We start from the raw sequence: 15,223 nt of genomic DNA, 5'->3' as shown, positions 1-15,223 counted from the left end.
ATTAATCCATTTTTTTAGTAATGTATCGTGGGCGACTTTTCGTTTCAGTGTAAATTCTGCCAATGTATTCCCCAAGGACGCCAATCCCAATAAGCTGAATTCCACCAAGGAAAAGAATCGAAACCATAACAGAAGGGTAACCATGAACTGGATTGCCGAACGCCAAGGTATCGACAACTAGCCACCCACCATAAATGAACGAAATAAAAGCAACTAGTAGTCCTATGTATGTCCAAATCCGGAGAGGGAAGGTTGAAAAGCTTGTTATTCCTTCCAGAGCCAGATTCCATAACTTCCAGCCATTAAACTTCGATGTCCCCGCCACACGCTCTGCGCGTGAGTATTCAACTACCTCTGTTTTGCCCCCAACCCAGCTAAGAATTCCCTTCATAAATAGGTTTCGCTCAGGCATGAGCTTAATGTTTTCGACAACGTCACGCGACATTAGACGGAAATCGCCAACATTTTCCTCAATCTTTGGATTGCTTATTTTGTTGTGAAGCTTGTAGAACATTTCAGCTGATTTGCGTTTTAAGTGACCGTCAGTAGACCTGTCTGTTCTTTTTGCCAGAACCATATCAGCACCATCGAGCCACTTTTCAATCAGCCTGGGTATTACTTCGATCGGGTCTTGCAAATCTACGTCAATAGGGATAATTGCATCACCGGAAGCATGTTCTAGCCCGGCAAATAGAGCAGGCTCTTTGCCGAAGTTTCTCGTAAAGCTTATTGCTTTAACGTTTGAATCTGATAATGCAAGAGCATGAATTATTGCTTCCGTAGAGTCTTTGCTTCCATCATTGACAAAAACCAACTCGATCAAATGATCTTTCAATCCATCGAACTCGCGCACTGTTTTGTAGAAAATAGGGATGGCGTCCTCTTCATTGTAAACAGGGACTACGAGAGATATTTTCATTTCGATTCCTTGAATATCACAAATTTGGAAAACAGAAATCCGCATATTAAGCTAATGGCGGAAAACTCAATAAGGGTAATAAGTGGGTTTATATGATAGTAGTCAGAAACTTTACCAGTGATTAAACTCATAATCCCCATAAAGCCGACATAAAGTACATAACCTTTTGAGGTGGCTTCTGCTTTAAAAGTGAATTTAGCATTAGCAAAGAATGAGAAGCTGACAGCCACCAAAAAAGCGATAAAGTTTGCCGCCGCCTGGTTCACGCCTGCCAAGTAGACTCCACAAGCGAACACGGCCCAATGTATGCAGGTATTGACGACACCTACAGAGATATAGCGGGAGAATAATTTTAGCATTTGTAATGAGTTGTGGCGGGATTAGGTTTGGAATTCTATCATCACAAGGCATAGCGATCAGCATTTAGCAAACAAACTTAGCGTTTATTTCCGGAAAAAAACACTAACCGGTCAGATAATGAGCCGTTGAGGGGTTACTTCTGTTTTGATTATCTTGGCTTGCATTTTGGGGGCATGGGAATAACTTTTCTATCCATTGACCTCTTGTGTTTCTTAAACTCTTTTGCAAACTCTATGAAATCATCCATTACAAACATGTAGTGTGGCATGTTGTCACCAGGCTTCGTGTTCTTGGTTTTTGGCAGCTTTAAGCCCAAAACATTCCCAGTTCTTGTTATGCAATGGAAGAGTTCGCCAGTGCTGATCCCTAACATTTGTGCAGCCGTTTCGATATGTATAAGCACGCCTTCTAAACCCTAAAATTAACAACTATGAGACATTTTCCCACGAACCCATGCTCTGTTCCAGCGCTTGCAGTGCCATAGAGTGATGCATATCGATACTGCTGGGGATTAAAATCCCTCCTTCCAGATCAGCCCTCTAAGATTTTCTCCAATAGCAGGCCTTCACAATCCTAATACTTCACGATTATACTGTATACATGTACAGTTATTTGGGCGGTAAAAAATGCCAAGAAGATACGAGATTGATGCTGCATTTAAGTGTGCTATCAAGATAAGCGAGAAAGGACGCAGGACTGTCACTACTGAGGATTTTGTGGCGGAACTGGTGAAGATAAACTGGCACTGGAGTTTACGCGAGGCCAACCATTGGATCGAAATCTACGTTAATACGTTTCACGACGTGTCGACCGTAGAAGGAGACGCCAGGACGTTCGCTCTCTTCAACCCAACGGAGGGCGTTAATATGGGATTTCCATCACCTGCAGGGGATTACGTTGAAAAGTCGGTAACGCCGAATGAAGCCTGCAAGTGGTTTAGCCGCCCAAGCCAGTATCTGATGCTTGTTGGCGATGCAAGCTGGCGGGCTGGCATCAAGAAAGATGCGATCCCTGTTATCGATACAGCACGCAAACCACCGGAAGGCAGCATTGTGATCGCAAAGTTTTGTGGCGAATTCTGCTTGAAGCGTGTGCGCTTTCATCCGACACTGGCGTTGCAATCACTTGATCTGCCTGACATGGAAACGCTGATTAAAGGTGGCGATCTGGAAGCGGAAGAAAAAATGCCCTCAAAAGAGGGCCAGTGAATCATCACAAAAGTTTACTTCGGAACAGGAGTATTACTCCTTCTTTTATAGTAGCTGAATTTAAAAATTTGACTTAAGTTTATCTTGTTTTGTAGTTAAAAAAATAGCCCGTGTTAACGACGGGCTAAACATCAAAGTTATCAACATTACTTAGTGCTGGAGGGTATTCACTCCACCCACTTCAAAGATTAGCTGATGCTCAGATATTCACCAAGTAGCAGGCAAAAAAAGAGCCCGTTGTCTAGGCGGGCTTTCGTAAGGGTAGAATGCTATTTGTCTTGGCAGACCTGCTAATCTCTTGTCAGCTGAAGTAATAATAGTTTGAAGCGTGCCGATTGCCAGATAACGTGCACAAAAAACCGTCTCGGTGGCCGGGTTATCGTAAATAGGCTTTATACAGCATGATGTCGGAAACAAATTATTCTGTTAAAAAGTGAAATTATTTAACAATGAAAGTCCACATCTCTTTGACCTCTACCGACTCAGACCATCTAATCAGCCCCCAACATATCCTACAGCTATGATAAGGGCTGCTATGCAAGAAACCCTACTGGCACGGATTACCTGATCACGATCTTTCCTATAGATAGCAACAATGAGTGTAGGTAATGACCAAATGATTAGAACTAATCCAATTATTAAGTAAACAGACATTCACCCTCCATTTGTCGCTCACCCGCCAGGCATTGCAGCACCGCTAGCAAAGAACCACACCATGAATCCAACCGCACCGATTAGCACGATAATGGGGGGAATAAATTTCAGATTCATCAAGATATCTCAGTTAAGTTTTGCTGGTCATAGACTCGGATAGGTGCCATCCATAACCCATGCAAGAACGATAATAATGACAATTATGCACAGCAATGAAGGGACCACCATTAGGTACTTCATCATATGCGCCTTGTATAGCATCGGATCGAAGAACGTTCCGGTTTTAAAATAATTATGGAGTTAATCATAGACTGAATGGATAACAGCGCAAATACTGAGGATATATCGAGTAAAGTCAGGGGCGATAAAACAGATGACTGCTTTATTTAATGCAACAAAAGTGGGTTTTGATGACATTTGACGCACAAGATTTTTTCAACAGGTGAAAAAAAACCGCTGGGGGATTTGAACCCACCGTCCGGAAACTTCATACAAGAGCATTAGCTTAAATGCAAATGTGTTTATCCAGTACCGAGCCTAGCTCGGAGTGGACAGCGAAGGCACCTGCAAACACGCTTACTATTCCAGCCCATACGGTTTCACAGAAACATGAAGCAATCATTAGGGTAGTACGGAATACTCTATTCATAGGCTTTTCCTTATTTGCAAGATTCATCAAAACAACACTTGTAATGCGTGGAATTGTAATGATTAGTATTGTAAGAAGAGCCGGAATAAAATGCGTGCTTATGAGAATTGAACTCATGCTACTGGATAAACACACTCCTTGATCAGATTACCCTTTCTGAAAAATACTGTCAATTTACATCCCCAAAACTAATTGTAAGCATATGAAGTTAAAGGCATTTATTTAGTGTTCAAAACCTTTGAATTACTCTTAAAAATACCGATTATCTATTTGATTTTAATGAGTAATATGGGTGATTCCCTGTGCTGCCGTACAGGCAGCTTAGAAACGACTGCGCTAGCCGGCAACCCGCTAAGCTTCGTGCGCTGCCGCACAGGCAGCTCAGAGAATCATGACTTTTTGCCAGGTCTCAGGGGCGCATTCTCAATGCCGAACAGGCATCAAATCACCCCACCAGATCCCTCGCACTAAATTCTTTTCGCCAGCGTGTCGGCGTGGTGTTAAGCCGCTGCCGAAAGTGGTGGCGAAGTGCTTCGGGGGAACCGAAACCGGCTTGTTCGGCGACGCGGTCTACGCTCATTTTCCCGCTTTCCAGCAACGCGCAGGCTTTTTCCAGCCGCACGGTCAGCATCCATTCGCCCGGTGTGGTGCCGGTCGCATCGTGAAAACGACGCAAGAATGTCCGGCGGCTCATTCCGACCTGAACGGCAAGTTGCTCAATGACCATCGGCGTATTGAGATGGCTGCGCAAATCATCCAGCAGCGGCGCGAGCGTTTTAGCCTGTCGCAAGGGCACCGGTTGCTGAATAAGTTGCGCCTGATTTCCTTCGCGCATCGGCGGTGTCACCATCCGGCGGGCAGTACGGTTGGCGACTTCTATCCCGTAATCTCGACGGATCAGATGCAGACATAAATCGACGCCCGCCGCGCCGCCCGCAGAGGTGATGATGCTGCCTTCATCGACGTAAATCATGCCGTGCTCAACCTGCACTTTAGGGAATTTCTGCGCCAGAATATCGGTGCTGTTCCAGTGCGCGGTGGCACGTTTTCCGTCGAGCAAACCGGCAGCGCCGAGCACAAAACTGCCTGCGCAAATCGATACGATGCGCGTGCCGTCGCTGTGTGCTTTTTGCAACGCTGCAATAAGCCGCGCAGATGCCGGTTCATGGACGCTGCGCCAGCCGGGGATCACAATCGTGCCCGCGCCTTCGAGCAGTTCCAGCCCGCCATCGACCACTAACCGGATGCCGCCCTGCGCGCCAAATGTGCCTTCCTCAACCGAGGCCACGGACAGCTCGTACAGCGGTTCGCCGGTCAGTTCATCGGCACGGCCAAACGCCTCGACCGCAATGCCAAATTCAAACGTGCAGAGACACTCGTAAGCCAGCAAAACCAGCCGCCGGTTTTGTGGCGGAGAAACGCGTGTGGCTTCAATTTTTTGCATAACAGGTCACCGTCAGTTTGGCATGATCTTGACGATACATGGCATATCCGCTGATTTCCACTGCGCCCCCCATCTTCCATGCTGAACGCCTCTTAATGTTTGCAGGATTTACACATGAAAAATACATTGGCACTGATGGCTGTGTGCCTCGCCGCCCTGATGTCAGGGCTGGAAATCTCCAGCGTACCGGTGATCTCGCCGGTTCTTGAAGCACAGCTGCACGCCAGTTTCCGCGAACTCCAGTGGATCATGAACGCGTATACGCTGGCCTGTACAACCGTGCTGATGGCAACCGGCACGCTGGCCGACCGTTTTGGCCGCAAGCGCGTTTTCATCATCAGTATCGCCGCGTTCGGGCTGACGTCGCTGATGTGCGGATTATCCGGCAGCGCCGCGTGGCTGATTGCCGGACGTTTCCTTCAGGGGCTGAGTGGCGGCGCGATGCTGACGTGTCTCATCGCTATCCTTTCCACGCAATTTCCGCAGGGCAAGGCGCGCAGCCAGGCGTTCGCCGCGTGGGGAATCACCTTCGGTTTCGGGCTGGGATTCGGGCCGATTATCGGGGCGCTTCTGGTGGCGTGGCTGAGCTGGCAGTGGGTATTTCTGGTGCATTGTTTTATCGCGGTGATCACGCTGATTCTGGCGCTGAATAATGTGGTGGAATCCCGCGACGGGCAGGTCAAAAAACTGGATCTCGGCGGGTTGCTGACGCTGTCGGTTACCGTCATGGGGGCGACGTATCTGATTACGCAGGGCAGCAGCCTGGGCTGGGGAAGCACGCTGGCGCGCAGTATTATTGCGATTACAGCGCTGAGCGCGGCGCTGTTTGTCTGGACGGAGAAGCGTCATCCGCACCCGATGTTTGATTTTTCCGTGTTCCGCATCCGGCCATTTTCCGGCGCGCTGATGGGGTCTGTGGGGATGAACTTCAGTTTCTGGCCGCTGATGATTTATCTGCCGGTTTATTACCAGGGCGGGCTGGGCTACAGCAGCGTGGCGACCGGGCTGGCGCTTCTTGCGTACACCTTACCCACTTTGCTGATGCCGCCGCTGGGCGAAAAACTGACCGCCAGATTTGGCGCGGCGCGCCTGATCCCGCTGGGATTATTCAGCATCGGCGCGGGTTTTATGCTGATGAATATCGCCGTCGTCACGCACACCAGCCTGCTGCCGGGCGCACTGATCGCCGGTGGTGCACTGGGTCTGACCAATACGCCGGTGACCAACACCACCACCGGTTCTGTTCCCGGCGACCGCGCGGGAATGGCGTCGGGTATTGATATCAGCGCGCGGCTTATCACACTGGCGATCAACATCGCGCTGATGGGCAGCCTGCTGGTTGCGGGCATCGCCGCCGGCCTGAAAGTATTGCTGCCTGCCGGAGAAAATTTACCGGCAATCGCCGAACGCATCGCCGGTGGCAGCGACGTTTCAGTCGCCCGCGAAATTGCGGCGCAAGCACTGGTGGAAGGTTTTTCCGGCGTTTTGCTGTACGGCGCGTCCGGCGTCTGGGTGCTGGCGCTGGCGAGTTATTTGCTGTTTAACGTCAGGAGACGGTGTAAACCCGCATCTTGCGAGCCGTACTGACTTTTCAAATCTGCGCTGCATTTCTTGCAGCGCACTTTGCGTAGTGTCTTCCATTTGCTTGAAAAACAATCATTTAATCAATGCATCTTTTTGTCAGATAGGGTGTTATCCGCCCGTAAAACGGGGCCTCACGGATATCAGCGTGGTGCAAAATGAGAATTTGATTAAGTACGACAACTGGCGTACATTGAGGCCACATGAGTTTCAGAGAGATCAAAAGGAAGAATATGATTATTTATAAAGTCGGGGATGAGAAAAAGGCCGTATGTGCCGTGTGTGAGGCTTTACGGATCGTGAGCTATCAGCTGCGCGATGTACCGTTTGATGACGGCAGCGGGCTCGTCAAAAATATCATCGCGGGCGTGTGTAAAACCTGCGGTAACGTTGCGGTGATCCCTTTTCAGTCCGTGCCCGCCATTAAAAAACAGCTTCAGGTACAACGTAAAGCTGTGGAAAGCCGTGTGCCCGCGCACATGATTGACCTGTTAAATCTGGCGAGCGCAGAGTTAGGCGCAACGCCTGATTTTGTGCCTTTGCTGCTGAAATATTACATTCATCAGCTGGCGTCAAACCCTGAGGCCGCTGTGCGTCTGGTGACGTTGCTGACATCAGAACTGGCGACCGGTCTGGCCAATAAACGTCTTTCGCTGAAAGGGCGTGAAATTGGCAATGATATTGAGAAACTCAAAGCCCTTTCCCAAATCGACAACACCACAGAATTACTGAAAGGCGTGGTGCTGATGATTCACAACGACCTTCTGGTCGAGCCTGATGCGCAACGCATTGCACTTTTGAAGAGTTTTGTCGCCACGGTTGCCTGATCCCATTATCTCCGCAAAAAATCTGACCCCGGTCACATAAAGTTCCCCTCCTTTCTGCCGATAACCATTCCAGATATTTTCCATTTAAAAAGGAACAACATGTTCAACCGTATGAAAGTGGTCACGGGTATCGTGATCTTACTGGTGGTCTTCGGTGCTTTACAGTTGGTATCCGGCGGCCTGTTCTTTAAATCCTTAAAGGCAGACAAAGACAACTTCACCACGTCACAGCAGATCCGTTTACAACAAGCGGAATTCAATGCCAGCTGGATTTACCTGCTGCAAACCCGCAACACGCTTAACCGTGCGGGTGTCCGTTTCATGCTTGATGCTAACCAGATGGGTAGCGGTGCGACGGTAAAAGAACTGATTGATACCGCGACGAAAGATTTGCAAATCGCCGATCAGCATTTCGCCAATTATCAAAAAATTCCTGCGGATGCCAGCCAGAACGCGGAATACGCGGCAGACGCTAAAAAGCAATATCAGGTCCTGCACGATGCGCTTGCTGAACTGATCGAACTGATTGGTCTGGGCCGCATCAATGATTTCTTCGAACAACCCACGCAGCAGTATCAGGACAACTTCGAAAAAGCCTTCGTCACGTATATCGATCAGAACGATCGTCTGTACAACGACGCCGTAAAAATCAGTGAAAACTCCTTCACCCACGCCATGTGGATGCTGGGCACCGTGCTGGCTGTGCTGGTTATTTTCATGGTTCTGGCCTGGTTGGGTGTGCAGCGAATTCTGGTCCATCCGCTGAAAAATATCGTCATTACCATCCGCAAAATTGCAACCGGTGACCTGACGCACGAAATAGTCGTGAAAAGCCGTAATGAAATCGGCCAGCTTGCCGATAGTCTCAAGTACATGCAGGACGAACTGATTCGTACCGTATCCGGCGTGCGTCACGGCGCAGACGCGATTTACAGCGGTGCGAGCGAGATTTCAGCCGGTAACAGCGATCTGTCCTCGCGTACTGAGCAACAGGCATCTGCACTGGAAGAAACCGCAGCCAGCATGGAACAGCTGACCGCAACGGTGAAACAGAACGCCGAAAACGCCCGTCAGGCCAGCCAGCTGGCACTGAGCGCGTCAGAAACCGCACAGAAGGGCGGGAAGGTGGTGGCAAACGTGGTCGATACCATGAATGACATCGCCAGCAGCTCGAAGAAAATCACCGACATTACCGGTGTGATCGACGGAATAGCGTTCCAGACCAACATTCTGGCGCTGAACGCCGCAGTAGAAGCCGCCCGTGCGGGCGAACAGGGCCGCGGATTTGCGGTGGTGGCGGGTGAAGTTCGCACACTGGCACAGCGCAGTGCGCAGGCAGCAAAAGAAATTAAAGGGCTGATTGATGATTCAGTCAGCCGCATTAATACCGGTTCAGTACTGGCCGAAAGTGCCGGTGAAACCATGCACGATATGGTGAACGCCGTTACGCGTGTGACCGACATTATGGGCGAAATCACCTCAGCTTCTGATGAACAGAGCCGCGGGATTGAGCAGGTTGCACAGGCCATTACTGAAATGGATCGGGTGACGCAGCAGAACGCCTCACTGGTTGAAGAATCCGCGTCCGCTTCGGCGGCCCTGGAAGAGCAGGCTAGCCTGCTGACGCAATCTGTGGCGGTGTTTACGCTGAGTCAGACCGCAAATAACAGCGTGCGCCAGAAGCCGGGCACTTCGGCAAGACTGCCTCTGTTGACTCCGAACCTTTCAGGTTCTAAAGCCGGTTCAGGTGGAGCGCAAAGTACAGATTTAGCCGAAAACTGGGAAACTTTCTGAGTACGTAATATTCATCGCTACCCGAAATAGTGAGGTTGGCAGGAGGCGGAAACGCACCTGCAGACCTCTATATCAAGGGATATAAGAAAGAGGGTGACGGTCAGGGCTGTCACCCAACGAGGTTATCCATGTTTAAGCACATCCGTGTGTCCACCTGCATGTTTCTGTTGTTGTTAGTGTTTTTCGTTATGCAACTGGTCAGTAGCGGTTTATCGCTGCAAGCTGCCCACACGGATAAATTGAATTTTGAGCAGATATCCAGCACCGCCGAACAGCGTGATGCGCTCAGCCAGAGCTGGTCATATTTGCTGCAAACCCGTAACACCCTGAACCGTGCGGCGACGCGCCTGGCGTTGAAACAGCCTCAGGAAACCGTCACGCAACTGATGGGCGATGCGAAAACCAGCCTGAAAAGTGCTGAAGATGCCTATGCGGTTTTCCTGGCTCTGCCGCGCAGAACCGAAAAAGCCGTTGAACTGACCACCGTCAATAAGGCGGGTTATGAAGCGCTGCACGGGATGTTGCAGGTTCTGATTGAGTCGTTATCGCGCGGTGACATGGAGGCATTCCTCGCCAGCCCGACCCAAAAATATCAGGATCTGTTCCAGAAAGAAGTGAGCAGTTACAACGCTTACATCGGCGGCCGCTTCCAGCAAGCCAAAGAGCAAACCACCGACTCTTATCAGAGCGTGATGATCAACACCACTATCGTGACCGTACTGCTGCTGGTTCTGACGGCGCTGGCGCTGGTTGTGACCCGTCGCATTCTGTTCACGCCGCTGACCATCATGCGCGGTCACTTTGACCGTATCGGTGCCGGCGATATCTCTGCGCCGATCACAGTGGAAGGGCGCTACGAAATTAAAGTGATGCTCGAAAGCCTGCAACAGATGCAGCACTCGCTGGCCGAAACTGTCCGTACCGTGCGTCACGGCGCTGACACCATGTTCTCCGGCCTGAAAGGCATTTCTACAGGGAACACCGATTTGTCTTCCCGCACCGAGCAACAGGCTTCGGCGCTGGAAGAAACCGCCGCCAGCATGGAAGAGCTGACCGCGACCGTGAAACAAAACGCCGAGAATGCCCGTCAGGCGACTCAGCTGGCGCGCGATGCATCCAATACCGCAGAGAAAGGCGGCGAACTGACCGGCAACGTGGTGAAAACCATGAATGATATTGCCGGAAGCTCGAAGAAAATCAGCGCAATCACCAGCGTGATTGACGGAATCGCCTTCCAGACCAACATTCTGGCGCTGAACGCCGCAGTAGAAGCGGCGCGTGCCGGTGAGCAGGGGCGCGGATTTGCGGTCGTGGCCGGTGAAGTTCGCAGCCTGGCGCAGCGCAGTGCGCAGGCCGCCAAAGAAATTAAGGCGCTGATTGATGAATCGGTCAGCCGTGTCAGTCAGGGCTCTGTACTGGTGGAATCCGCCGGTAACACGATGGATGACATTGTGCGCGCCGTGACCCGCGTCACCGACATCATGGGTGAAATCGCCTCCGCGTCAGACGAACAAAGTCGTGGTATCGAACAGGTATCGATTGCCGTGACTCAAATGGATCAGGTGACTCAGCAAAACGCCGCGCTGGTACAGCAGGCCGCTGCCTCAACGCATGCGCTGGAAATTGAATCTGAAAACCTGACCCGTGCAGTATCGGTGTTCCGCCTTGCGTCCACAGGAGGCGTCCCGTCACGCCGCACTGGCCAGACGCAGGCCTTTACACCACGCCAGGTGGCCCAACCCGCGTTACTTCCGGCAACCGCGAAAGCGGGAACGGCGGATAACTGGGAAACCTTCTGACAGGTCAATCTGAATGAAGCGTCAATTGGGTTTCCGTACTACCACCTGTCCATTAATGGAGCTGCACCATGAATCAACCAGGCTCGCCAATGAGTGCTGATAACACTTCGATCATGGCACAGATGATCCAGCGGTTACCGCTGTCAGATACGCATTTCCGCCGGATCAGTGAGCTGATTTATCAGCGTGCGGGCATTGTACTGGCAGACCATAAACGCGAAATGGTCTACAACCGCCTGGTCCGGCGGTTGCGGATCCTCGGACTCAATGATTTCAGCAGTTACATGGCTTTGCTGGAAAGTGACAGCAACAGCGCGGAGTGGCAGGCGTTTATTAATGCCCTGACCACCAACCTGACGGCGTTTTTTCGCGAGGCGCATCACTTCCCGATTCTGGCGGAGCATGCCCGTTCGCGTCCGAACAATTACAGCGTGTGGAGTACGGCGGCATCGACCGGTGAAGAGCCTTACTCCATCGCCATGACGCTCAGCGAAGCGCTGGGGCCGAAGATGGCAAACTGCCGCATTCAGGCCAGTGATATCGACACGCAGGTGCTTGAAAAAGCCACGGCGGGCGTTTACCGGCTGGAAGAATTACGCACGCTCAGCCCGCAGCAGTTGCAAAAATTCTTCCTCAAAGGCACCGGCCCGCACAGTGGTCTGGTGCGTGCGCGCCCTGAGCTGACGCAGATGGTGGCTTTCCAGCAACTCAATCTGCTGGCAAGCCAGTGGCAGTTAAACGGGCCGTTTGATGCAATTTTCTGCCGTAATGTGATGATTTATTTTGATAAAGAAACACAGGAGAAAATTTTACGCCGATTTGTTCCGTTACTTAAACCGGGTGGCCTGATGTTTGCCGGACACTCCGAAAACTTCAGCCAAATCAGCCGGGAATTTTATTTGCGCGGCCAGACTGTCTACGGCCTCGCCAAGGAGAGGTAATGAATAAAATCAGAGTGTTGAGCGTCGATGACTCGGCGTTAATGCGTCAGCTGATGACAGAAATTATCAACAGCCATCCGGATATGGAAATGGTGGCGACCGCGCCGGATCCGCTGGTCGCACGCGATCTTATCAAGAAATTTAATCCGGATGTTCTGACGCTGGATGTCGAAATGCCGCGCATGGATGGCCTGGATTTTCTGGAAAAACTGATGCGTCTGCGTCCGATGCCGGTGGTGATGGTGTCGTCACTGACCGGAAAGGGTTCGGAAATCACGCTGCGCGCGCTGGAACTGGGGGCGATTGATTTCGTGACCAAACCGCAGCTGGGTATCCGCGAAGGGATGCTGGCCTACAGCGAAATGATTGCCGATAAAATCCGGACCGCATCAAAAGCGCGTCTGAACAAAAACGTCAACATCGAGCAGCCGCGCATTCTCAGCCATACGCCGCTTCTGAGCAGTGAAAAACTGATTGCCATCGGGTCGTCTACCGGCGGTACCGAAGCGATTCGTCATGTGTTGCAGCCGCTGCCGCCGACCTGTCCGGCGCTGATGATTACGCAACATATGCCACCGGGTTTTACCCGCTCTTTTGCCGACCGTCTGAACAAACTGTGTCAGATCACCGTGAAAGAGGCCGAAGACGGCGAACGTGTTCTGCCGGGCCATGCGTATATCGCACCGGGCGACAGACATATGGAACTGGCGCGCAGCGGCGCTAACTATCAGGTTAAGTTGAACGACGGTCCGGCGGTGAACCGCCATCGTCCGTCGGTCGACGTGTTATTCCGTTCGGTGGCGCAGTATGCCGGACGCAATGCCGTTGGGGTGATCCTGACGGGAATGGGCAATGACGGGGCCGCCGGCATGCTGGAGATGCACCGCGCAGGGGCTTACACCCTTGCACAAAACGAAGCCAGCTGTGTGGTTTTCGGTATGCCTCGTGAGGCTATCGCGACCGGTGGCGTAAACGAAGTGGTGGATCTCAGTCAAATCAGTCAGCGGATGCTGGCACAAATATCAGCCGGTCAGGCATTACGTATTTAATTTTTCAGCCTCGCGGCTTAGTACCAAACCTTAGGAGTAGATAAAACATGGCCGATCCAAATCTGAGATTTCTGGTAGTTGACGATTTCTCTACCATGCGTCGTATCGTGCGCAACCTGCTGAAAGAGCTGGGCTTCAACAACGTTGAAGAAGCGGAAGACGGTGTCGATGCACTGAACAAACTGCGTGCCGGTGGTTTTGACTTCGTGGTATCCGACTGGAACATGCCTAACATGGACGGTCTGGATCTGCTGAAAACCATCCGCGCTGATGGCGCATTAGCCAAACTGCCGGTGCTGATGGTCACGGCAGAAGCGAAGAAAGAAAACATTGTGGCAGCCGCACAGGCCGGTGCCAGTGGTTATGTGGTGAAACCTTTCACTGCGGCCACCTTGGAAGAAAAACTGGGCAAAATCTTCGAAAAACTGGGCATGTAGGAGCTGATTTATGGCAGAAATACCAATGCCTGCAAATGATGCGGCAACCGCGGGCGAGATAATCGCCCGCATTGGGCAACTGACCCGTATGTTGCGTGACAGTATGCGTGAGCTTGGCCTGGATCAGGCCATTGCTCAGGCGGCGGAAGCCATTCCGGATGCGCGTGACCGCCTGGATTACGTTGTCACCATGACCGCTCAGGCCGCGGAACGCGCCCTGAACAGCGTCGAAGCCGCACAGCCACGTCAGAACAAACTTGAGTCTGGCGCGAAAAAGCTGGATAAGCGCTGGGATGAATGGTTTGAGAACCCGATTGAATTATCGGATGCGCGCGAACTGGTCACGGATACCCGCAGCTACCTGAAAGAAGTCCCTGAGCACACCAGCTTTACCAATGCTCAGCTGATGGAAATCATGATGGCGCAGGACTTCCAGGACCTGACCGGTCAGGTGATTAAGCGCATGATGATTGTGGTTCAGGAAATTGAAAATCAGCTGCTGATGGTGCTGATGGAAAACATTCCTGAGCAGCAAGTGAAAGCCAAGCGTGAAAACGACAGTCTGCTTAACGGCCCGCAACTCGACGCGAACGGCGTCGGTGTTGTTGCTTCGCAAGAACAGGTCGACGACCTGCTGGATTCGTTAGGTTTCTGATGTCCAGAATGTTTGCCCGTCCGCTTTCAAGACTCAGAAGGCGGATGGGAAAACGTCTCCCCGTGCTGTATTTTCCTCCCTTTCTCCCGCATTTTCAGCCCGCAAAGCCACTTAAGTGATTTTGTCAGATTTATTTTAAAAAAAATTCATGTCGCAGGATCCTGTGCTCCTGCTTTTATCCGGGAAAAATCCTGGAAACAAATTAATCCAGATCTGTCTCAGGGGTAGGTGAAAATTATCCGTTATCTTCAGGTCTGAATAGTTAATAAGAAATATCCTGCATTCACTGTGGGTTACCTGTAAATATTGAGTGAAATGTCGCCTGCAGGGTGTATTGCTGAATTAAAAAACCGCCGATACAATACGCCGCATTCGCCACTGCGCTGTCGGGAAATAATAATTCCATCAGGCAGCGGTGAATTCTGGAAGTAAATAAAACTATTTCCTGCATCCGGGTCGAATTCTTCTTTATAAACGTTATGTTTATAAATTGAGTCGTGCTCAATTAACTCTTAACAGGTAATTAAATAAGGATATCACATGAAAAAGATCAACATGACTGAAGCAAGCACAATCGTTGGCGGCACCACTACTTGCGTTAACAGCTTCGAACTGAACCTGGTTGGCAATGCCACCGTGTGTAACGCTGTTAAAACTTGTACTGACAAAAACGGCGTTGTGACTAAAACCTTTACTGCTGCTGCGATCATCAACTGCGGTAGCGTAGGCTGAGAGTAGATTTTCTCTCTGTAAGTCAGAATAAATTCAGGTAGTCATATTTGTTCTGATCGGGCGTTGTATTGCAGTAATACAACGCCCACCTGGCTCCTGTAAAATAATCACCATTGAAAGTATTTATTAACAGGGAGTCGTCAAAAATATCGCGTTAACTTTCAGGATGAAAAG

The 15,223-nt window shown here is 50.8% G+C and carries 14 protein-coding genes; 10 read left to right on the top strand and 4 right to left on the bottom strand.

What is annotated here, in order from left to right:
- Position 1 precedes the first annotated feature (1 nt).
- Positions 2-919 (bottom strand): glycosyltransferase family 2 protein, encoded by a 918-nt coding sequence (locus BV494_RS07775; protein ID WP_104922348.1) that lies wholly within the window; start codon positions 917-919, stop codon positions 2-4.
- Positions 916-1,278: a GtrA family protein gene (locus tag BV494_RS07770; RefSeq protein ID WP_104922347.1), complete on the bottom strand. Its 363-nt coding sequence runs from the start codon at positions 1,276-1,278 to the stop codon at positions 916-918. Before BV494_RS07770 ends, BV494_RS07775 begins: the two co-directional genes overlap by 4 nt.
- 627 nt (positions 1,279-1,905) lie before the next feature.
- Between BV494_RS07770 and BV494_RS26335 the strand changes: the two genes are divergently transcribed.
- Entirely contained in the window at positions 1,906-2,487 is a 582-nt protein-coding gene (locus tag BV494_RS26335; RefSeq protein ID WP_369694483.1) for a S24 family peptidase, read from the top strand.
- A 672-nt stretch (positions 2,488-3,159) separates the two neighbouring features.
- Here the strand turns inward: BV494_RS26335 and BV494_RS25795 are convergent.
- Both BV494_RS25795 and BV494_RS07755 read right to left on the bottom strand, forming a co-directional pair.
- Complete coding sequence (locus tag BV494_RS25795) at positions 3,160-3,258, bottom strand: YoaK family small membrane protein (protein ID WP_148267121.1); 99 nt, start codon at positions 3,256-3,258, stop codon at positions 3,160-3,162.
- Positions 3,259-4,235: 977 nt separating this feature from the next.
- Complete coding sequence (locus tag BV494_RS07755; RefSeq protein ID WP_104922345.1) at positions 4,236-5,234, bottom strand: helix-turn-helix domain-containing protein; 999 nt, start codon at positions 5,232-5,234, stop codon at positions 4,236-4,238.
- Between the two features lie 114 nt (positions 5,235-5,348).
- Between BV494_RS07755 and BV494_RS07750 the strand changes: the two genes are divergently transcribed.
- The 9 genes from BV494_RS07750 (at position 5,349) to BV494_RS07710 (ending at position 15,049) form a co-directional block, all read left to right on the top strand.
- Positions 5,349-6,821, top strand: a complete 1,473-nt coding sequence (locus BV494_RS07750) for an MFS transporter (protein ID WP_104922344.1) — start codon at positions 5,349-5,351, stop codon at positions 6,819-6,821.
- A gap of 227 nt (positions 6,822-7,048) precedes the next feature.
- Positions 7,049-7,642, top strand: coding sequence for a hypothetical protein (locus BV494_RS07745; RefSeq protein ID WP_104922343.1), 594 nt, complete (start codon positions 7,049-7,051; stop codon positions 7,640-7,642).
- Between the two features lie 99 nt (positions 7,643-7,741).
- On the top strand, positions 7,742-9,436 hold the full coding sequence (locus BV494_RS07740; protein WP_104922342.1) for a methyl-accepting chemotaxis protein: 1,695 nt from the start codon (positions 7,742-7,744) through the stop codon (positions 9,434-9,436).
- Positions 9,437-9,564: 128 nt separating this feature from the next.
- Positions 9,565-11,235: a methyl-accepting chemotaxis protein gene (locus BV494_RS07735; RefSeq protein WP_104922341.1), complete on the top strand. Its 1,671-nt coding sequence runs from the start codon at positions 9,565-9,567 to the stop codon at positions 11,233-11,235.
- 68 nt (positions 11,236-11,303) lie between these two features.
- Positions 11,304-12,176 carry a protein-glutamate O-methyltransferase CheR gene (gene cheR, locus BV494_RS07730; protein ID WP_104922340.1) on the top strand — a complete coding sequence of 291 codons (873 nt, stop codon included), beginning with the start codon at positions 11,304-11,306 and terminating at the stop codon, positions 12,174-12,176.
- Positions 12,176-13,225, top strand: a complete 1,050-nt coding sequence (locus tag BV494_RS07725) for a protein-glutamate methylesterase/protein-glutamine glutaminase (RefSeq protein ID WP_104922339.1) — start codon at positions 12,176-12,178, stop codon at positions 13,223-13,225. Before cheR ends, BV494_RS07725 begins: the two co-directional genes overlap by 1 nt.
- A gap of 47 nt (positions 13,226-13,272) precedes the next feature.
- On the top strand, positions 13,273-13,662 hold the full coding sequence (cheY, locus tag BV494_RS07720) for a chemotaxis response regulator CheY (protein WP_104922338.1): 390 nt from the start codon (positions 13,273-13,275) through the stop codon (positions 13,660-13,662).
- Positions 13,663-13,672: 10 nt separating this feature from the next.
- Complete coding sequence (gene cheZ, locus BV494_RS07715; RefSeq protein ID WP_104922337.1) at positions 13,673-14,317, top strand: protein phosphatase CheZ; 645 nt, start codon at positions 13,673-13,675, stop codon at positions 14,315-14,317.
- Positions 14,318-14,857: 540 nt separating this feature from the next.
- Positions 14,858-15,049, top strand: a complete 192-nt coding sequence (locus BV494_RS07710; RefSeq protein WP_104922336.1) for a DUF4762 family protein — start codon at positions 14,858-14,860, stop codon at positions 15,047-15,049.
- Positions 15,050-15,223 lie beyond the last annotated feature (174 nt).

The sequence above is a fragment of the Rahnella sikkimica genome (assembly GCF_002951615.1).
GTDB lineage: Bacteria > Pseudomonadota > Gammaproteobacteria > Enterobacterales > Enterobacteriaceae > Rahnella > Rahnella sikkimica.
Note: the sequence above shows the minus strand (reverse complement) of the source record. Positions and strands in the feature narration are given on the sequence as shown.